Consider the following 19968-nt stretch of genomic DNA (forward strand, 5'->3'; position numbering starts at 1 on the left):
AAAGTTCGCCCGCTCGTTCGCCGTTCTTCGTTACTTGGTGACGCCCGCGTCCTTGAGCGCCTTCTGCCACTCGGCGTCGGTGCTCGGAGTCTCGATCACCTTGTCGTTGATCTTGACGGTCGGGGTCGACTGGACGCCCTCGGCCTTCTGGAAGGAATCGCCCATCTTCATCGCCCAGGCGTCGTAGGTGCCCTTCTCGACGGCGTCCTGGAACTTCTTGTTGTTCTTCAGGGCGTCGACCGAGTTGGCGACCTTGATCAGGTAGTCGTCCTTGGCGAACTCGTCGGTCGACTCCTCCGGGTGGTACTCGGCGGAGTACAGCGCGGTCTTGTAGTCGATGAACGCCTCGGGGCTGACGTTCAGCGCGGCACCGAGCGCGCTGAGCGCGTTCTTCGAGCCCTCGCCGCCGAGGTTCCCGTCGAGGAAGGTGCCGATCGTGAAGGAGAGCTTGTAGTCGCCGTCCTCCATGCCCTTGTTGACGGCCTCGCCGATGCCCTGCTCGAAGGAGGCGCAGCCCGGGCAGCGCGGGTCCTCGTAGAGGTGGACGACGTTGTCGCTCTTGGACTCGCCGAGAGTGACCGTGGTGCCGTTCTTGCCGGAGGTGTTGGCCGGGGCCGTCACCTTGGCGTCGGCGGCCTTCTCCCACTTCGAGGGCTCGTTCATCTGCATGACGGCGTAGCCGATGCCGCCGGCTATCGCCAGCACGCCGACGATGGAGACGGCCACGATGCCCTGCCGCTTGGCCTTGTCGCGCTTGGCCTGACGCTCGCGCTCCTGGCGCAGGCGCTCACGGGCCGCCGACTTCGCCGCCTGGCTGTTCCGCTTGCTCATGGTGATGATCTCTCCGGGGACGCGCACACGGGGGTGTGCGGAATACGTATGGGGGACTGCTGGTGCTCGGTGACGGGTCACACGAGGGCGGCCGAGCACGGCGGTCCGCGACGCCCCAGGGAGTGCGTGAGGATCCGCTCGCGGGCGCCGGTGCTGCGGCGGGCCGGGGCTGCCGGGCGGCGAACCGCCGGGGCCCGGCGCACGCTCACGGCCGCGACGGCGAGCAGCAGCGGCCGGAAGGTGGTCGCGGCCACGGCGCTCAGCAACTGGGCCAGCGCGCGTTCGCCGCGCCGCAGCCAGGCCGCGGCCAGCAGGCCGACGCCCACGTGCGCGCCGAGCAGCAGCCAGGCGGTCGCGGGGTCGGCGTCGGCGAGCACGGTCGCCAGCCGGTCGGTCTCGGCGCCGGTCACCCGGGTCAGCGGGGCGGCGACGCCGGCGTGGACGCCCGTCCCGTCGCCGCACAGCACGTCGAAGCCGACGGAGCGCAACGGGCCCGCGACCGGGCCGCCCGTCCGCCCGTAGCAGACGTGCTGGCCGGTGGTGAAGACCGTGTCGGCGGCCAGCTCCAGCGGGATCAGCAGGGCGGCGATCCGCCCGAAGCCGCGCTCGCGCCGCCCGGCCAGGGCGTACGCGATCAGGAACACGACGGCGGCGACTGCGGCCACGGTGGGCAGCGGCAGCGGAACCCCGGACAGCAACACGTGCGACGCGGTGCTGAGCGTCACGACGAGTGCCGTGAACAGCGCCGCGCGTACGGCTCTGAGCGGGGTTCCGGATATGTCCATAGCGATAGAAGAGTGTGTCATGGGGCCCGGTAAGGGACCGCTAAAGGGTTCCTGTGAGGAAGCGGACGGTTATAGACCTGGGATCCGGCCGTTGCGGAACAGGTCGACGAAGGTCTGGTGGTCGGCACGCGCGCGTGCGCCGTACTGGTGCGCGAAGTCGATCAGCAGGGGCGCGAAGTTCTCCTCGTCCGCCGCGATCGCCGCGTCGATGGCCCGCTCGGTGGAGAAGGGCACCAGGGACTCCCCGGACTGGTCGTCCGCCGCCCCGTGCATGGTGGCCGTGGCCCGGCCCAGGTCGGCGACGACCTCGGCGATCTCCTCCGGGTCGTCGATGTCGCCCCAGTCCAGGTCGACCGCGTACGGCGAGACCTCCGCGACCAGCTGGCCCGAGCCGTCCAGCTCGGTCCAGCCCAGCCACGGGTCGGCGTGCGCCTGGAGGGCGCGCTGGGAGATCACCGTGCGGTGGCCCTCGTGCTGGAAGTAGTCCCGGATCGCCTCGTCGGTGATGTACCGGGAGACCGCCGGGGTCTGGGCCTGCTTGATGTAGATCACGACGTCGTTCTCCAGGGCGTCGCTGTTGCCCTCCAGGAGGATGTTGTACGAGGGCAGGCCGGCCGATCCGATGCCGATGCCCCGGCGGCCGACGACGTCCTTCACGCGGTAGGAGTCGGGGCGGGCCAGGGACGACTCCGGGAGCGTCTCCAGGTAGCCGTCGAAGGCCGCGAGCACCTTGTAGCGCGTGGCCGCGTCCAGCTCGATGGAGCCGCCGCCCGGGGCGAAGCGGCGTTCGAAGTCACGGATCTCCGTCATCGACTCCAGCAGCCCGAAACGGGTCAGGGAGCGGGCCACGCGCAGCGCGCCCAGCAGCGGCCCGTCCGCGGTGTCCAGCGTGAACGGCGGCACCTCGTCGCTCTTGGCGCCGGTGGCCAGGGCGTGGATCCGCTCGCGGTACGCGCCCGCGTACACCCGCACCAGCTCGGTGATCTGCTCGTCGCTGAACGCCTTCGCGTACCCGATCAGCGCGACGGAGGCGGCGAAGCGCTTGAGGTCCCAGGTGAAGGGGCCGACGTAGGCCTCGTCGAAGTCGTTGACATTGAAGATCAGCCGACCGGTCGAGTCCATGTACGTGCCGAAGTTCTCCGCGTGCAGGTCGCCGTGGATCCAGACCCGGGAGGTCCGGTCGTCCAGGTACGGGCCGCCGCTCTTCGAACCGAACTCCTGGTCCACGGTCAAATCGTGGTAAAAGAGGTTTGCGGTGCCGCGGTAGAACGCGAAGGCCGAGGCCGCCATCTTCCGGAACTTCACGCGGAACGCCGCCGGATCCGCGGCCAGCAGCTGGCCGAAGGCGGTGTCGAAGACGGCGAGGATCTCCTCGCCGCGCTCCTCGTTGAGCTGCGGGACCGACATGCCTGGTGCCTCCTGGTGCGGATGGTGCGTGACGAGCGGAGCGATCCTCCACTCGGACCAACGTTCGAAGGGGTGCGGGAGTGCCCGTGCCCGGGGGCTCGCCCCGGCCCGTGCCCGGGGGCTCGCCCCGACACGCGGGCCCGCCCCCGAAGGTACGCGGGGAAACCCTCGGAGTGTCAGTGGCGAGGCATAGACTTCGACGCTGACCCCCGGACCGACCGCAGCCCGCCGTCGGCCCGTCGCCCACTGTTCTCCCAGGAGGCCGAACGTGTCCAAGCCGCCGTTCACGCACCTGCACGTCCACACCCAGTACTCGCTGCTGGACGGTGCCGCGCGGCTGAAGGACATGTTCGACGCCTGCAATGAGATGGGCATGTCGCACATCGCCATGTCCGACCACGGCAACCTGCACGGGGCGTACGACTTCTTCCACTCCGCGAAGAAGGCCGGAGTCACGCCGATCATCGGCATCGAGGCGTACGTCGCCCCCGAGTCCCGCCGCAACAAGCGCAAGATCCAGTGGGGCCAGCCGCACCAGAAGCGGGACGACGTCTCCGGTTCGGGCGGTTACACCCACAAGACGATGTGGGCGACCAACAAGACCGGCCTGCACAACCTCTTCCGCCTCTCCTCCGACGCGTACGCCGAGGGCTGGCTGCAGAAGTGGCCCCGGATGGACAAGGAGACGATCTCCCAGTGGTCCGAGGGGATCGTCGCCTCCACCGGCTGCCCCTCCGGCGAGGTGCAGACCCGGCTGCGCCTCGGCCACTTCGACGAGGCCCTCCAGGCGGCCGCCGACTACCAGGACATCTTCGGCAAGGACCGCTACTTCCTGGAGCTGATGGACCACGGCATCGAGATCGAGCACCGGGTCCGCGACGGCCTGCTGGAGATCGGGAAGAAGCTCGGCATCCCGCCCCTGGTGACGAACGACTCGCACTACACCTACGCGCACGAGGCGACCGCCCACGACGCCCTGCTGTGCATCCAGACCGGCAAGAACCTCTCCGACCCGGACCGCTTCCGCTTCGACGGCACCGGCTACTACCTGAAGTCGACGGACGAGATGTACGCCATCGACTCCTCCGACGCCTGGCAGGAGGGCTGCGCCAACACGCGCCTGATCGCCGAGATGATCGACGTCGACGGCATGTTCGAGAAGCGCGACCTCATGCCGAAGTTCGACATCCCCGCGGGCTTCACCGAGGTCACCTGGTTCCAGGAGGAGGTCCGCCGCGGCATGGAGCGCCGCTTCTCGGGCCAGGTCCCCGAGGACCGCCAGAAGCAGGCCGAGTACGAGATGGACGTCATCATCCAGATGGGGTTCCCGGGCTACTTCCTCGTGGTCGCCGACTTCATCATGTGGGCCAAGAACCAGGGCATCGCGGTCGGCCCCGGCCGAGGCTCCGCAGCCGGTTCGATCGTGGCGTACGCCATGGGCATCACCGACCTCGACCCGATCCCGCACGGCCTGATCTTCGAGCGGTTCCTCAACCCCGAGCGCGTCTCCATGCCCGACGTCGACATCGACTTCGACGAGCGCAGGCGCGTCGAGGTGATCAGGTACGTGACGGAGAAGTACGGCGCCGACAAGGTCGCCATGATCGGCACGTACGGCAAGATCAAGGCGAAGAACGCCATCAAGGACTCCGCGCGCGTGCTGGGCTACCCGTACGCCATGGGCGACCGGCTCACCAAGGCCATGCCCGCCGACGTCCTCGGCAAGGGCATCGACCTCAACGGCATCACGGACTCCACGCACCCCCGCTACAGCGAGGCCGGCGAGATCCGCTCGATGTACGAGAACGAGCCGGACGTGAAGAAGGTCATCGACACCGCCAAGGGCGTCGAGGGCCTGGTCCGGCAGATGGGCGTGCACGCGGCCGGCGTGATCATGTCCAGCGAGCCCATCGTCGACCACGCCCCGATCTGGGTGCGGCACACCGACGGCGTGACCATCACGCAGTGGGACTACCCGCAGTGCGAGTCGCTCGGCCTGCTGAAGATGGACTTCCTCGGCCTGCGCAACCTCACGATCATGGACGACGCCGTCAAGATGGTGAAGTCCAACAAGGGCGTCGACCTCGACCTGCTGTCCCTGCCGCTGGACGACCCCACGACCTTCGACCTGCTCCAGCGCGGCGACACGCTCGGCGTCTTCCAGTTCGACGGCGGACCGATGCGCTCGCTGCTGCGGCTGATGAAGCCGGACAACTTCGAAGACATCTCCGCCGTCTCCGCGCTCTACCGTCCCGGCCCCATGGGCATGGACTCGCACACCAACTACGCGCTGCGCAAGAACGGCCTCCAGGAGATCACGCCGATCCACAAGGAGCTGGAGGAGCCCCTCCAGGAGGTCCTGGCGGTCACCCACGGCCTGATCGTCTACCAGGAGCAGGTGCAGAAGGCCGCCCAGATCATCGCGGGCTACTCGCTCGGCGAGGCCGACATCCTGCGCCGCGTGATGGGCAAGAAGAAGCCCGACGAGCTGGCGAAGAACTTCGTCCTCTTCCAGGAGGGCGCCAGGAAGAACGGTTACAGCGACGAGGCCATCCAGGCCCTGTGGGACGTGCTGGTCCCCTTCGCCGGCTACGCCTTCAACAAGGCGCACTCGGCCGCGTACGGACTGGTCTCGTACTGGACCGGATACCTGAAGGCGAACTACCCGGCCGAGTACATGGCCGCCCTGCTCACCTCGGTCAAGGACGACAAGGACAAGTCGGCCGTCTACCTGAACGAGTGCCGGCGCATGGGCATCAAGGTCCTGCCGCCCAACGTCAACGAGTCCATGTCGAACTTCGCCGCGCAGGGCGACGACGTGATCCTCTTCGGCCTCTCCGCCGTGCGCAACGTCGGCACCAACGTCGTCGAGTCGATCATCAGGTGCCGCAAGGCCAAGGGGAAGTACGGCTCCTTCCCCGACTACCTGGACAAGGTGGAGGCGGTCGTCTGCAACAAGCGGACGACGGAGTCGCTGATCAAGGCCGGCGCCTTCGACGAGATGGGCCACACCCGCAAGGGCCTCACCGCGCAGTACGAGCCGATGATCGACAACGTGGTCGCGGTCAAGCGCAAGGAGGCCGAGGGTCAGTTCGACCTCTTCGGCGGCATGGGCGAGGAGGCGACCGACGAGCCCGGCTTCGGACTCGACGTCGTCTTCGGCGAGGACGAGTGGGACAAGACCTACCTCCTCGCCCAGGAGCGGGAGATGCTCGGCCTCTACGTCTCCGACCACCCGCTCTTCGGCCTGGAGCACGTGCTGTCCGACAAGGCCGACGCGGGCATCTCCCAGCTCACCGGCGGTGACTTCGGCGACGGCGCGGTCGTCACCATCGGCGGCATCATCTCGGGCCTCCAGCGCAAGATGACCAAGCAGGGCAACGCCTGGGCCATCGCCACCGTCGAGGACCTGGCGGGCTCCATCGAGTGCATGTTCTTCCCGGCGACCTACCAGCTGGTGTCCACCCAACTCGTCGAGGACGCCGTCGTGTTCGTCAAGGGACGGCTCGACAAGCGCGAGGACGTGCCGCGGCTGGTCGCGATGGAGCTGCTGGTCCCCGACCTGTCCAACGCGGGCACCAACGCGCCCGTGGTCCTCACCATCCCGGCGACCAGGGTCACTCCGCCGATGGTCAGCCGCCTCGGCGAGATCCTCACGCACCACCGCGGCGACAGCGAGGTGCGGATCAAGCTCCAGGGGCCGACGAAGACGACGGTGCTGCGCCTGGACCGGCACCGGGTGAAGCCCGACCCGGCCCTGTTCGGCGACCTGAAGGTGCTCCTCGGCCCGTCCTGTCTGGCGGGCTGAGCGGGCGGAACGAGACAGGGGCGCACCCGGTGCCGGGTGCGCCCCTCGTGTCCGCAGGGCCGTAACGGCCCGGTTCGCGGATGTCAGTTGTGGCCGAAGCGCTTCTGCCGCTTGCGGGAGGCGACGTCGCCGGGCGTCAGCTGCGGGCCGTGCTGCTCCTCGCGGTCCATCACGGTCGACTCGGCCGTCTGCTGCGCGCGCTCGGCCTGGGGCTGCTTACGATCACGGTTGTTCTTGTTCTTGGCCATGGTGATCTACCTCCTGAGGGGGATCTAGGGGCCAGGGCCGGAACCAGATTCACATAGGCCAACAAAGAACGCATATCGGGCAATTACCGTCCGTGACGCGGCTCGTCGGGGTGCGGTGGCGGACCACTTGTGCCGAAACGCCACGCCGAAGATCGAGTTCCGGCCGTTAACCTCCGCGTGGTCGGGCAGACTCGAAGGAAGCCCGAAGCAAACCTCCCGGAAAGAGGGTGGATCGCGTGGACCGCTGCATCGTCCTGGTGGACGCCGGGTATCTGCTGGGGGCCGCCGCCAGTCTCCTCGCCGGAGAGCCCTCACGCTCGCGCATCACCGTCGATCACGCCGCCCTCATCCAGGGGCTTCGCGATCGCGCCGAGTCCGACACGCAGCAGCCCCTGCTGCGCATCTACTGGTTCGACGGCGCCCCCGACCGCGTCCCGCAGCCCGAACACCGCCGCCTGCGCGTCATGCCCCGGGTCACCGTCCGGCTGGGTGCCCTCACGCGCAGTGACGGCCGCTGGGCGCAGAAGGGCGTGGACGCCGCCATGCACGCCGAGCTGACCGAGCTGGCCCGCAACCGCGCCTGCTCCGACGTCGTCCTGGTGACCGGCGACGGCGACCTGCTGCCGGGCATGATGGCCGCCAAGGAGCACGGCGTCGCCGTCCACCTGTGGGCCGTGCAGGCCGCCGACGGCGACTACAACCAGTCCGAGGACCTGGTCGCGGAGGCCGACGAGCGCCGCGTGCTGGACCGTACGTGGATCACCAAGGCCGTACGCGCCAAGGAACTCGGCGGGATCTGCGCGCCGCCGCCCGTGCCCCGCCCCGAGATCGCCGCGATCCTCTCCGCACCGCTGCCCGAGTCCGCCCTCTCCGCGGCCACCGAACGGCCCGCCCAGGAGCCGGAGCACCCCACCGCGACCGGCGCCGCCGCCCGCAACGGCACCGAGGAGCGCGTACCGCCCGCCAAGGGCGTCCCCACCCCCAAGGACCTCGCCGCCCTGCGCGCGCCCGGAGCCGCCCATCCCGCCCCGCACCCCCCGACCGCGACCCTGCGCTGGTCCTCCGACAAGGGCTGGGTCGACCGGTCCGGCGCCGAGCCGCCCGAGGCCGTCTCGCTGCCGACGCTGGCCCAGCTGACCACGGCCGAGCAACGCTGGGCCGACCGCGAGGAGGACATCACCACGGTCGGCGGCGACCCCTACGAGGTCGGGCAGGTCTTCGCCCGCCGCTGGCTGGAGCGCCTCGGCGACCACGGCCACCTGCAGAAGCTCTCCGGGATGTACCCGCGCATCCCGCACCGCGTCGACGGTGAGCTGCTGCGCTACGCGGCCCGCTTCGGGTTGCTGGCCCACAAGGACGACCAGATCGACGAGCACGACCGGTACGCCATCCGGGCCGGGTTCTGGCGGGAGATCGATGTGCGGACGGCGACCGAGCGCACCCCCGCGGCGGAGTGAGACCCTCCGGCCGCCCCCTGGCTTTCCCCGGCTGAATCGACACTTATGGGCGGACCCGAGGGCGGAGCGCGGGGGCGGACCCCGTAGTCTCGTCCCTTGTGAGTACGCGCGCGGCACAGGCACTTCGACCCGGTGGCGATGCCGTGTGCGTGATGCGCGGACTGACCAAGACCTATCCGGCGGTACGCGGCAGGCGCGGCGTTCCCGCCACTCCCGAGGTGCGGGCCACCGACGACGTGACCCTGGAGATCCGCCGCGGTGAGATCTTCGGACTGCTCGGGCCGAACGGCGCCGGCAAGTCCACCCTCGTACGCCAGCTCACCGGGCTGATGCGGCCCGACCACGGCAGCGTGGAGATCCTCGGCCACGACATCGTGCGCCACCCGGAGCGGGCCGCGCGGATCCTCGCCTACCTCGGCCAGGAGTCCAGCGCCCTGGACGAGCTGACCGTGTCGCTCGCCGCCGAGACCACCGGACGGCTGCGCGGCCTGGAGGTGCGGCAGGCACGGGCCGAGCGGGACGCCGTCCTCGACGAGCTGGGCCTGACCCCGCTCGCCGCCCGCCCGATCAAGAAGCTCTCCGGCGGGCAGCGCCGTCTGGCCTGCTTCGCCGCCGCGCTGGTGGGGGAGCGCCCGCTGCTCGTCCTGGACGAGCCGACCACCGGCATGGACCCGGTGGCCCGGCGCGCGGTGTGGGCGGCCGTCGACCGGCGGCGCGCCGAGCACGGCACGACCGTGCTGCTGGTCACCCACAACGTCATCGAGGCCGAGACCGTGATGGACCGGGTCGCCGTCCTCGACCGGGGACGGGTGATCGCCTGCGACACCCCCTCCGGGCTCAAGGAGAAGGTCGCCGGAGAGGTCCGGGTCGACCTGGTGTGGCGCGAGACGGCACCGCTGCACGTCCCGGAGGTCGCCGCACTGCGCGACCGGGCCACCGAGTCGGGGCGCCGCTGGACGCTGCGGCTCGCCCCCGAGGAGGCCCGCGCGGTGGTCGCCACCGTCACCGGCGGCGCCGCCTTCGCCGCGCTGGACGACTTCACCCTCGCCACGCCCAGCCTGGAGGACGTCTACCTGGCGCTGGGCGGCGCCGCGCGACAGGGACTGGTGAGGGCTTGAGCACCCGAACGGTGAGCACACCGGCCGCCGCATCCGTACCCGTACCCGATCCGTACCCATCAGGGCGACCACTTCGAACGACCCTGACCTATTCGAACGACCCGGACGAAGGGGAGTAGCGCGACGTGAGTGTCGTACCCGCCGATGTCCTGCCGGGCGGTGCCCTGGCCGTCGAGGAGCAGGGCGCCGTCGGCGCGGCCGAGCTCGGCCCCAAGGCGCGGCTGTGGCCCTCCCTGGTGGCCGTGTACCGGGCGCAGCTGTCCCGGGCGCGGGTCGCGCGCATCCCGCTGCTGTTCGTAGCCACCTTCCAGTCGGTCGGCATCATGATCCTGATGCGCGGGGTGGTGGACGGCGGCGGTGAGGCGCAGGCCGTGGTCGCCGGGTCGGCGGTGCTCGTCGTGGCCTTCGTCGCGCTGAACCTCCTCGCCCAGTACTTCGGCCAGCTGCGCGCGAGCGGCGGCCTCGACCACTACGCGACGCTGCCGGTGCCGCCGGCCGCGGTGGTGCTGGGCGCGGCGGGCGCGTACGCGTCCTTCACCGTGCCGGGGACCGTGGTGACGGCGGTGTTCGGGTGCCTGCTGTTCGGGCTGCCGATGACGCATCTGTGGGTGCTGATCGCCGTGATCCCGCTGGCCGGCGCCGCGCTCGCCGGGCTGGGCGCGGCGCTGGGCCTGCTCGCGCCGCGGCCCGAGTTCGCCACGCTGCTGGGCCAGCTGGGCATGTCGGCGGCGCTGCTGCTGGGCGTGCTGCCCGCCGAGCGGATGCCGGAGGCGGTGCGCCTGGCACGGGACCTGCTGCCCTCCACGTACGGAGTAGAGGCCTTCGCGCGTACGTTCGGCGACCGGCCCGACTGGGCCTTCGTCCTCGGTGACCTCGCGGTGTGCGCCGTGGTCGGCGTGATCTCGCTGGCCGTCGCCACCTGGGCGTACCGCCGGGCCGCCGTCCGGTGACGCGCCGCACAGGCGGGTTTGGCACGATGGCGGGGTGACCGCACCTCTGACTCCGCCACCGCCCCCGAACGAACGCTCGTCGTACCAGGGCGGGCCGGTGCCTCCGCCCGTCGGCGCGCACGCGGTGGGCGCCGCGTCCGGCGCCACGTACGACCACCACGGCGAACAGGACGGTCCCGGGATGTTGACCGAAGTGCGTCAGGCCGCCGTGACCGTGCTGGCGGTGACGATCTCCGGGGTGCTGCTGGGCGTGCTGTGGTGGAAGCTGGCGCCGAGCGTGCCGCTGGTCGGGGATCTGGTGGGCGACGAGTGGGTCGTCTACCTCAAGCAGTCCGAGAGCGAGCACGCGGTCGGCGTCGACGGCACGTTCACCCTGCTCGCGCTGGCGTTCGGGGCACTCAGCGCGGTGGTCGTCTTCCTGCTGCGGCGGCGCGGCGGTGTGCCGCTGGTGGTGGCGCTGGGCGTCGGCGGGCTGCTCGGGTCGCTGCTGGCGTGGCGGGTCGGCGTGTGGCTGGGGCCCGCGCAGGACGTGATCGCCCACGCGAAAGACGTCGGCAAGGGAGTGACGTTCTCCGCGCCGCTGAAACTGGGGGCCAAGGGAGCCTTGCTGGCGTGGTCGGTGGCGGCGCTGGTGGTTCACCTGGGACTGACGGGGCTGTTCGGGCCCCGGGACCCGGAGCCCGACCCCTGGCCCGCGCCCCAGCGGTACCCGGCGGGGCCGTACGGGGACAAGTCGGCGTAGTCCCGCTAGGCGGGGCGGCGGCCGTGGTTGGCTTTGCGCTTCCTGACGCGCCACTTGCGTTTGCGGGTTCTCTTCGACATGTTCTGTCTGATTAGCCGAGAACCGGGCGCCCGTCGAGGGGCTACGCGCGGCCGATCGGGGCGAGGACCGCGTCCGTGAGCTTGGCCAGGTCCTCGGGAGCGAGTTCGACCTCCAGGCCGCGGCGGCCCGCCGAGACGCAGATCGTGGCGTGGCCCGAGGCGGACGCGTCCAGGACCGTCGGGAGCCTCTTGCGCTGGCCCAGGGGCGAGATTCCGCCCCGCACATAGCCCGTGGTGCGCTCGGCCAGCGCCGGGTCGGCCATCGCCGCGCGTTTGCCGCCGACCGCGGCCGCCAGCGCCTTCAGGTCCAGCTGACCCGCCACCGGCACCACGGCGACCGTCAGCCCGCCGTCGACGTCCGCCACCAGCGTCTTGAAGACCCGCTCCGGCGAGACGCCCATCGCCTCGGCCGCCTCCTCGCCGTAGGACGGGTGGGCGGGGTCGTGGTCGTACGCGTGGACCGCGTACGTCACGCCGGCCGCCGCGAGCGCCACCGTCGCCGGGGTGCCACCGGACTGCTGCTGCTTCTTCGACTTCTTCGCCATGCGGGCCGGTACCTCAGTTGAGACTCGTCGGGCCGCGCGTCAGCTCCGACGCGGGCAGGGAAGGCAGCGTACGGATGATGGCCGTCTCGGAGCGAAGGAGTTTCAGCTCGTCCCGGAGACGGGACGCCGTGTCCGGGGCCTGGAGCAGACGCTGCTTGGTCGGTGTGTCCAGCATCATCGCGGCGGCGACCAGGTAGGAGACCACGCCCGGCTCGTCCGGCAGTTCGGCGCCGGTCGCCAGCGACCGCTCGCGTGCCCCCGCCAGCCGCTTCTGGTACTGCCGGAAGGACCGCAGCACCCCCTCGGCCAGCGCCCCCGCCTCGTCACCGGGCTCCTCGGACAGCGGCTCCAGCTCGGCCGTCAGGAAGGGGCCCGAGGCCTCCACCGAGAGCAGCCGCACCCGGTTCGTGCCGGTCGCCAGCACCTCGAAAGTGCCGTCGGCGCGTTCGCGGATCGTCGCCGCGTCCGCGATGCAGCCCACCTTGTGGAACGCCTTGACCGGGTCGGTCCCGAACCCGGCCGCCGGCCCGCGCTCCAGCGTCGCCGTCGGGTCGGGCAGGCCCGGCTCGCTCTGGGCGACCTCGTAGCCGTCGCGGATCGCCACGACGGCGAACCGGCGCGGTTCGTCCTCGGGGGTCTTCAGCAGCTCGCGCATCATGGCGCGATAGCGCTCCTCGAAGATGTTGAGCGGGAGCACCAGCCCCGGGAACAGAACCGAGTTCAGGGGGAAGAGGGGAAGCCGGACGGTGGTCACGACGCAGAAGCCTAATGGTCGCCGGGGCGGACGCGACCGCCGTGCCCACTTCGTGGATGACCTGAACCTGTCGTCCCGGACCCGGAGGCCACCGCCGCACGGACGTGCGCGCGCACCTGGAGGAAGCGGCCGAGCGGGTCGTCCGTGTCCCGGGCCCAGGGGAAGGACGTGACGTACGGGCCGGTCAGACGCAGTTGCTCGGCCGCGTCCTGATGCCGCTCCAGGCGTACCAGTACGTACGTCAGGAGGTTCCGCAGCTCCGCCGGCCACGGGTCGGCCGCCGGGTGGGCGGCCGAGAGGGCGATCGCGCGGTCGGCGGCCGCGTCCAGGCGGGCCCGGGGCACGCCGGCCGCGCCGCCGTCGTCGTTCGTGGTCAGACAGATGAAGGCCGCTCGTACCGGCAGCGCCCGTACGAGCGCGTCCTCGGGCGCGTCCTGCGCCGCCGTCTCGGCGAAGTCCAGGCACTCGCGGTGGGCGGCGGGCGAGGCGGCGGCCAGGTACTCCAGGGCGGCGACGTGGCAGCCGTAGTGGTGCGGGGAGCGGCGCACCGCCTGCGCCCACAGCCGCTCGAACTCGGTGTGTCCGGCGCGTGCGCCCCTTGCCGCGTCCAGTGCGGTCCGCCACGGCACCGGGTCGCGTCCGCCGGCCTCGGCGGCGGCGGTGACCGCGGGGGCGATCTGGCGCAGCAGTTCGGCGCGGGCCGGTGAGTCCCAGTGCCGGTCCACCGTCAGGCGGGCCGCGATCAGCAGGGCGTCGGGGTCGTCCGGGGCGGTGGCGCGCCAGTTCTCGAGCCATTCGGCGCGTGAGCGGGCGAAGGCGGCCAGCCGGGTCGCGTAGCGGTCGCGGTGCTCCCAGTCGGCGCTCTCCCGGGTGCCGGCGAGGAGACCGGCCGAGGGCGCGTACTCGCCCTGGGCCGCCGCGACCAGGGCGGGGGCGAGGCGGTCGTCGGGGGCGTCGAGGAGCACGTCGTCGTCTTGGGCGGGCCGTGACGCCCGGGAGCGGGCCCGGGCCGCCGTCCGGAGGAACGCGCGCAGCATGGCCAGTACGACGACCGACGGTTCGCGATGGTTGTGCGGCTCGGCTCCGCCTTGGGCCGTTCGTGTTCCCGACCGCGCCATCCGTGCTGGGTTCGTTGGGTGTGGGTGCGGGTGCGGGTGCGGGTGCGGGTGTGGGTGTGGGTGTGGCAGGAGGCTGTACTGCCTGCCCGGGCGGGAGGCTGTACTGCCCCGGGGGCAGTCGGGGTGCCCCGGGGCCATGGGAAGCCGGAGCGCTCCGGGAGGCGGACGCGGCGGGCAAGGTCGTCTTCGAAATGCGCCGTCTGTTCCATGTCCCGGCGGGAGGCGGTGCTGCCACCGGGGGGAAGGCGCTATGCCCAGGCCCCTGGGCAAGCCGAATGCCCCGGCGGGTGCCGCGCTGCTCCAGGCGTGGTGCTGTGCTGTCCCGGGCCGGGCCCCGTGCTGCTCCGGGCGTGGTGCTGCGCTGTCCCGGGCCGGGGCGCCGGAGCGCGGCTCCCGGCCGGGGCGGCGTGGCGCCTTGGCCCGGGACAGCGCGGCTCCCGGCCGGGTGGCGCCCGCGACGGGAAGCCGTGCTGCCGGCCCCTCACGCGGTCAGTTCCGGCGGAGCAGCCGCGTCGCTCCTGCCGCGACCGTCGTCGCCAGGATCCAGCCCAGCAGGATCAGGGCCGTCGCCAGCCACTGCCAGCCGTCGTGGAGCTGCCAGGAGCCGGCCTGGCCGAGGTCGATGACCGGCAGGAGCAGGTCGAGGGCGAAGAGGGCGGGGTTCCAGTCGGGATGCTCGCCGCTCTTCAGGGGTGGCGGGTCGGCGCGGGCGAAGGCGAACGAGCCGGCCGCCCACAGCACCGCCATCCACACCGCCGCCCGGCCCGGCCGGTAGCCGTAGGCGACCGTCCAGTCCTGCGCGTACCCCACCAGCTTCGCGGCGATCGGCAGGCTCTCGCGGCGTCGGCGATGCTTGGCGAGCAGCACCTCGCGGGCGTCCTCGTCCTCACCGCCGGCCCGCAGCACGGCGGCGAGGCGCTCGTACGGCTCCGGGTTGTACTCTGCGGTCGCGGCGCCCACCCACCGCAGCCGCTTCGCCAGCGGGAACGGACCCCGGGGCACCAGGTTCTCGTAGGCGAAGCCGCCCATGTGCAGACGGCCCGGGCCCGGCCAGCTGTCCGCCCGGTCCATCAGGTTGACCACCCGCGCCCCCGACAGCACGACCCGGCCGCGCGCCGGTCGCTCGCCCAGGAACCGCAGCTCGGGCGTCTGCACGCGGCGCAGCGACAACTCCTGGTCGTCGGTGAACGTGAACCGGGCGTGCTCCAAGTCGACGGCGTCGCCGAACCGCCCGTCGTCCAGCCGCACCCCGCCCTCGCACTCGAACCGCTGGATCCGTGTCCCCTGCGCCGGGGTGGTGCCCCGCAGCAGCGGGCTGCCCAGGCCCGCCGGGGTCATGTAGAGCGTGCGCTCCACCGTCAGCTGCGGGGCGTTCAGCGCGTGCCGCGTGTACGGGTTGAGGAGCCGGGCGCCGCGCAGGCTCAGCGAGACGCCGACCTGGGCGCTGCGCAGACTCACCTCGCCGTACGACTCCAGCATCTCGGCCTGGAGGTCCTGCCCGACGGTCAGGCCGTCCGCGGCTATGGAACGCCCGCTGCGGTCCCGGTGCACGATCGCCTGGTTGAGCAGCAGGTCGGTGCCTATCTGCGCGTCCGTGAGTCGGATCCCGCCCGGGAAGCGGGAACGCGGCAGATGCAGGTCGCCCTCGGTCTGCAGCCGGGCCGCCTCCAGCCGGGGCACGTAGCAGTCCACCAGCCGTACGGTCGTGAAACGGGTCTCCGGCAGCAGGACCTCCCGCTCGAAACGGCAGCCCCGCAACTCGACGTAGGGCACCACCGTGCCGCCCGCGAGATCCATCGTGTCGCTGATCCGCACGCCCACGAGCTGCAGCGAGGACACCCGGCCGGCGAGCGCGGGCGGACCGTCGAGAAGCAGCCAGCACACGATGCGGGCCCGCACCGTCCGCTCCGGTCCCCACGGCTGCGCGCCGTGCGGGTCGTCGACGAGTGCGTCCCCGCTGCTCAGGTCGTACACGCTGCCGTTGCGGAAGGCCTGCCACATGCCGGCCTCGGTGGCGGTCAGGTCGTCCGGCAGCTCTCCGTCACGGTGGCCGGCCCCCTCGGTCACGGCGCTTCACCCCCTCCCCAACTACTCGCCGGTCGCTCACTCTTCGTACAACCGTTCATGCCCACTGGGTGACCCACCGAACACTCAAAGTGAGCACGATCTGCCCGGGGCCCCGCCTCGGCCCCGCCGTGGCCGCGAGGGCCCGTCGCGTTCTGTATCAGCCATTGATACGCGCGGACGGTGTCCGACGCGGGTCTGAGAGAATTGGTTCCGTGATCTCCCGAATCGATCTGCGCGGCGACGACCTCCCCGAGGGTCCCGCCCTGCGCGCCCTGCTGCCCCGAGCCGACTTCGACGTCTCGGCCGCCCTGGAGAAGGTGCGTCCGATCTGCGAGGACGTGCATCATCGTGGCGACGCGGCGCTGATCGACTTCGCCGAGCGGTTCGACGGTGTCCGGCTCGACCAGGTCCGGGTACCGGCCGCCGCGCTCACGCGCGCGCTGGAGGAGCTCGACCCGGCCGTGCGCGCGGCCCTGGAGGAGTCCATCCGCCGCGCCCGTCTCGTCCACCGCGAGCAGCGCCGTACGACCCACACCACTCAGGTGGTGCCCGGCGGCTCGGTCACCGAGAAGTGGGTGCCGGTCGAGCGGGTCGGCCTCTACGCGCCCGGCGGGCGCTCGGTCTACCCGTCGTCCGTGATCATGAACGTGGTGCCCGCGCAGGAGGCCGGCGTCGAGTCGATCGCGCTCGCCTCCCCGGCGCAGGCGGAGTTCCACGGCCTGCCGCACCCGACGATCCTCGCCGCCTGCGCCCTGCTCGGCGTCGACGAGGTGTACGCGGCCGGCGGCGCCACCGCCGTCGCGATGTTCGCGTACGGGACCGAGTCCTGCCCGCCCGCCGACATGGTCACCGGCCCCGGCAACATCTGGGTCGCCGCCGCCAAGCGCTACTTCACCGGAAAGATCGGCATCGACGCCGAGGCCGGTCCGACCGAGATCGCGGTCCTCGCCGACTCCACGGCCGACCCGGTGCACGTCGCCTCCGACCTGATCAGCCAGGCCGAGCACGACCCGCTGGCGGCCGCCGTCCTGGTCACCGACTCCGTGGAGCTCGCGGACGCGGTGGAGAAGGAACTCCAGCCACAGGTCGAGGCCACCAAGCACATCGAGGACCGCATCCGCCCGGCCCTCGCCGGCCGCCAGTCCGCGATCGTCCTGGTCGACGGTTTGGACGAGGGCCTGCGCGTGGTCGACGCCTACGGCGCCGAGCACCTGGAGATCCAGACCGCCGACGCGGCGGCGCTGGCCGACCGGGTGAAGAACGCCGGCGCGATCTTCGTCGGCCCCTGGGCGCCCGTCTCGCTCGGCGACTACGCGGCCGGGTCCAACCACGTCCTGCCCACCGGTGGCTGCGCCTGCCACTCCTCGGGCCTGTCGGTGCAGTCCTTCCTGCGCGGCATCCACATCGTCGACTACACGCGCGACGCGCTCGCCGAGGTCGCGCACCACGTGGTGACGCTGGCGGAGGCGGAGGACCTGCCCGCGCACGGCGCGGCGATCAAGGCGAGGTTCGAGTGGAAGGTCCCGGAGAGCAAGTGACGTTCGGAATCGACGATCTCCCCGTACGGGACGAGCTGCGCGGCAAGTCCCCCTACGGCGCGCCCCAGCTGGACGTGCCCGTACGGCTGAACACCAACGAGAACCCCTACCCGCTGCCCGAGGCGCTGGTCGAGCGGATCACCGAGCGGGTCCGCGAGGCCGCCCGCGACCTCAACCGCTACCCCGACCGGGACGCGGTCGAGCTGCGTACCAAGCTCGCCGAGTACCTGACGGAGACCTCCGGGTACGCCGTGGACGTGCGCAACGTCTGGGCGGCCAACGGCTCCAACGAGGTCATCCAGCAGCTGTTGCAGGCCTTCGGCGGACCGGGCCGTACCGCGATCGGCTTCGAGCCCTCGTACTCGATGCACGGCCTCATCGCGCGCGGCACCGGCACGGGCTGGATCTCCGGCCCGCGCCACGACGACTTCACCATCGACGTCCCCGCGGCCGAGCGGGCCTTGGCCGAGCACCGTCCGGACGTCGTCTTCATCACGACCCCCAACAACCCCACCGGCAACGCGGTCCCGGCCGAGACCGTCCTCGCGCTGTACGAGGCGGCACAGGCCGCCAAGCCCTCCATGGTCGTGGTCGACGAGGCCTACATCGAGTTCAGCCACGGCGCCTCCCTGCTGTCGCTGCTGGAGGGCCGGCCGTACCTCGTCGTCTCCCGCACGATGTCGAAGGCGTTCGGCGCGGCGGGCCTGCGCCTGGGCTACCTCGCCGCGCACCCGGCCGTCGTCGACGCCGTCCAGCTCGTACGGCTGCCGTACCACCTCTCGGCGGTCACCCAGGCGACCGCGCTGGCCGCCCTGGAGCACACCGGCACGCTGCTGAAGTACGTCGAGCAGCTGAAGACCGAGCGGGACCGACTCGTCGCCGAACTGCGCGCGATCGGCTACGAGGTGACCGAGTCCGACGCGAACTTCGTCCAGTTCGGGCGGTTCGCGGACTCGCATGAGGTCTGGCAGAAGATCCTCGACCGGGGCGTCCTGGTCCGGGACAACGGCGTGCCGGGATGGCTGCGGGTGACCGCCGGCACCCCGGCGGAGAACGACGCGTTCCTCGATGCGGTACGCGAACTGAAGAAGGAACAGGAGCAGAGCGGATGAGCCGCGTCGGGCGCGTGGAGCGCACCACCAAGGAGACCTCGGTCCTCGTCGAGATCGACCTCGACGGAACCGGCAAGACCGACATCGCCACCGGCGTCGGCTTCTACGACCATATGCTCGACCAGCTCGGCCGGCACGGTCTGTTCGACCTGACCGTGAAGACCGACGGCGACCTGCACATCGACTCCCACCACACCATCGAGGACACCGCCCTCGCGCTGGGCGCCGCCTTCAAGCAGGCCCTCGGCGACAAGGTGGGCATCTACCGCTTCGGCAACTGCACGGTCCCGCTGGACGAGTCCCTCGCCCAGGTCACCGTCGACCTGTCCGGCCGCCCCTACCTCGTGCACACCGAGCCCGAGAAGATGGCGCCGATGATCGGCGAGTACGACACGACGATGACCCGGCACATCCTGGAGTCCTTCGTCGCCCAGGCGCAGATCGCGCTGCACGTGCACGTGCCCTACGGGCGCAACGCGCACCACATCGTGGAATGCCAGTTCAAGGCGCTGGCCCGGGCCCTGCGCTACGCCTCGGAGCGCGACCCGCGCGCCGTCGGCATCCTGCCTTCCACGAAGGGTGCGCTGTAACCCATGAACGGTACGTCCACCGCACTGATCGTCGTCGGTCTCTTCTTCCTGGGCGGCATCTACTCCTTCGCCAAGCAGCAGATGCCCAAGGGGTTGATCGTGCTGCTCTCCATCGGCGCCGCGATGTGCCTCTTCGCGGGCGTCCTGAGGCTGGAGGTGTGGAGTTGACCTCTGTGAACTCCGCCGCCAAGCGGGTCGTCGTCTTCGACTACGGCTTCGGCAACGTCCGTTCCGCCGAGCGTGCCCTCGCGCGCGCGGGCGCCGACGTCGAGATCACCGGTGACTACGACAAGGCCATGAACGCCGACGGGCTGCTGGTGCCGGGTGTCGGCGCCTTCGCCGCCTGCATGGACGGCCTGAAGGCCGCGCGCGGCGACTGGGTCGTCGACCGCCGGCTGTCCGGCGGGCGCCCGGTGATGGGCATCTGCGTCGGCATGCAGATCCTGTTCGCGCGCGGCATCGAGCACGACGTGGAGGCCGAGGGCCTGGACGAGTGGCCCGGCACCGTCGGACCGCTCCAGGCCGACATCGTGCCGCACATGGGCTGGAACACGGTCGAGGCACCGGCCGACTCCCAGCTCTTCGCCGGCCTGGACGCGGACGCCCGGTTCTACTTCGTGCACTCCTACGCCGTCCACGACTGGACGCAGGAGTCGCACAACCCGCTGATCGCCGCTCCCAAGGTCACCTGGTCCACGCACGGCAAGCCCTTCGTGGCGGCCGTGGAGAACGGCGCCCTGTGGGCCACGCAGTTCCACCCCGAGAAGTCCGGCGACGCCGGAGCCCAGCTCCTCACCAACTGGATCGAGACCCTGTAG

At 71.4% G+C, this 19968-nt stretch carries 18 protein-coding genes; 10 read left to right on the forward strand and 8 right to left on the reverse strand.

Annotated features, from left to right (window positions below; translation table 11 throughout):
* Window positions 1-30 precede the first annotated feature (30 nt).
* From ACFCZF_RS33100 to ACFCZF_RS33110, 3 genes are all read right to left on the reverse strand, one after another.
* Window positions 31-831: a DsbA family protein gene (locus ACFCZF_RS33100; RefSeq protein ID WP_376674772.1), complete on the reverse strand. Its 801-nt coding sequence runs from the start codon at window positions 829-831 to the stop codon at window positions 31-33.
* A 77-nt stretch (window positions 832-908) separates the two neighbouring features.
* Window positions 909-1616 carry a hypothetical protein gene (locus tag ACFCZF_RS33105; protein ID WP_376674773.1) on the reverse strand — a complete coding sequence of 236 codons (708 nt, stop codon included), beginning with the start codon at window positions 1614-1616 and terminating at the stop codon, window positions 909-911.
* A 69-nt stretch (window positions 1617-1685) separates the two neighbouring features.
* Window positions 1686-3023 (reverse strand): DUF2252 domain-containing protein, encoded by a 1338-nt coding sequence (locus ACFCZF_RS33110; protein ID WP_376674774.1) that lies wholly within the window; start codon window positions 3021-3023, stop codon window positions 1686-1688.
* A gap of 268 nt (window positions 3024-3291) precedes the next feature.
* On the opposite strand from ACFCZF_RS33110, the gene dnaE reads away from it, so the two are divergent.
* On the forward strand, window positions 3292-6831 hold the full coding sequence (gene dnaE, locus ACFCZF_RS33115) for a DNA polymerase III subunit alpha (protein ID WP_376674775.1): 3540 nt from the start codon (window positions 3292-3294) through the stop codon (window positions 6829-6831).
* Window positions 6832-6914: 83 nt separating this feature from the next.
* Here the strand turns inward: dnaE and ACFCZF_RS33120 are convergent, their stop codons facing one another.
* The gene (locus tag ACFCZF_RS33120) at window positions 6915-7079 is read right to left on the reverse strand and encodes a hypothetical protein (RefSeq protein WP_375905930.1); all 165 of its coding nucleotides are present in this window, start codon (window positions 7077-7079) and stop codon (window positions 6915-6917) included.
* A 236-nt stretch (window positions 7080-7315) separates the two neighbouring features.
* Here ACFCZF_RS33120 and ACFCZF_RS33125 point away from each other — a divergent pair, with 236 nt between their 5' ends.
* From ACFCZF_RS33125 to ACFCZF_RS33140, 4 genes are all read left to right on the forward strand, one after another.
* Window positions 7316-8536, forward strand: a complete 1221-nt coding sequence (locus tag ACFCZF_RS33125; protein WP_375905933.1) for an NYN domain-containing protein — start codon at window positions 7316-7318, stop codon at window positions 8534-8536.
* 143 nt (window positions 8537-8679) lie between these two features.
* On the forward strand, window positions 8680-9654 hold the full coding sequence (locus ACFCZF_RS33130; RefSeq protein WP_376674788.1) for an ABC transporter ATP-binding protein: 975 nt from the start codon (window positions 8680-8682) through the stop codon (window positions 9652-9654).
* A gap of 125 nt (window positions 9655-9779) precedes the next feature.
* Window positions 9780-10604, forward strand: coding sequence for an ABC transporter permease (locus tag ACFCZF_RS33135; RefSeq protein ID WP_375905935.1), 825 nt, complete (start codon window positions 9780-9782; stop codon window positions 10602-10604).
* 34 nt (window positions 10605-10638) lie between these two features.
* Window positions 10639-11346, forward strand: coding sequence for an AAA family ATPase (locus ACFCZF_RS33140; RefSeq protein WP_376674776.1), 708 nt, complete (start codon window positions 10639-10641; stop codon window positions 11344-11346).
* 121 nt (window positions 11347-11467) lie between these two features.
* Here ACFCZF_RS33140 and ybaK read toward each other — a convergent pair whose 3' ends face one another.
* The 4 genes from ybaK to ACFCZF_RS33160 form a co-directional block, all read right to left on the reverse strand.
* Complete coding sequence (gene ybaK, locus ACFCZF_RS33145) at window positions 11468-11971, reverse strand: Cys-tRNA(Pro) deacylase (protein WP_376674777.1); 504 nt, start codon at window positions 11969-11971, stop codon at window positions 11468-11470.
* 13 nt (window positions 11972-11984) lie between these two features.
* Window positions 11985-12725 (reverse strand): LON peptidase substrate-binding domain-containing protein, encoded by a 741-nt coding sequence (locus ACFCZF_RS33150; RefSeq protein WP_376674778.1) that lies wholly within the window; start codon window positions 12723-12725, stop codon window positions 11985-11987.
* 11 nt (window positions 12726-12736) lie between these two features.
* Entirely contained in the window at window positions 12737-13762 is a 1026-nt protein-coding gene (locus ACFCZF_RS33155) for a hypothetical protein (protein WP_376674789.1), read from the reverse strand.
* Between the two features lie 570 nt (window positions 13763-14332).
* Entirely contained in the window at window positions 14333-15910 is a 1578-nt protein-coding gene (locus tag ACFCZF_RS33160; RefSeq protein ID WP_375905948.1) for an oxidoreductase, read from the reverse strand.
* A 212-nt stretch (window positions 15911-16122) separates the two neighbouring features.
* Between ACFCZF_RS33160 and hisD the strand changes: the two genes are divergently transcribed.
* The 5 genes from hisD to hisH are packed head-to-tail and all read left to right on the forward strand — an operon-like array spanning window position 16123 to window position 19968.
* Entirely contained in the window at window positions 16123-17448 is a 1326-nt protein-coding gene (gene hisD / locus ACFCZF_RS33165) for a histidinol dehydrogenase (protein WP_376674779.1), read from the forward strand.
* Complete coding sequence (locus ACFCZF_RS33170; protein ID WP_376674780.1) at window positions 17445-18560, forward strand: histidinol-phosphate transaminase; 1116 nt, start codon at window positions 17445-17447, stop codon at window positions 18558-18560. Before hisD ends, ACFCZF_RS33170 begins: the two co-directional genes overlap by 4 nt.
* Window positions 18557-19150 (forward strand): imidazoleglycerol-phosphate dehydratase HisB, encoded by a 594-nt coding sequence (gene hisB / locus ACFCZF_RS33175; RefSeq protein WP_210959041.1) that lies wholly within the window; start codon window positions 18557-18559, stop codon window positions 19148-19150. The genes ACFCZF_RS33170 and hisB overlap by 4 nt, the downstream gene beginning before the upstream one ends.
* Before the next feature lie 3 nt (window positions 19151-19153).
* Window positions 19154-19318, forward strand: coding sequence for a hypothetical protein (locus tag ACFCZF_RS33180; protein WP_375905958.1), 165 nt, complete (start codon window positions 19154-19156; stop codon window positions 19316-19318).
* Window positions 19315-19968: an imidazole glycerol phosphate synthase subunit HisH gene (hisH, locus tag ACFCZF_RS33185; protein WP_375905961.1), complete on the forward strand. Its 654-nt coding sequence runs from the start codon at window positions 19315-19317 to the stop codon at window positions 19966-19968. Before ACFCZF_RS33180 ends, hisH begins: the two co-directional genes overlap by 4 nt.

It is taken from the genome of Streptomyces sp. NPDC056296 (assembly GCF_042268605.1).
GTDB lineage: Bacteria > Actinomycetota > Actinomycetes > Streptomycetales > Streptomycetaceae > Streptomyces.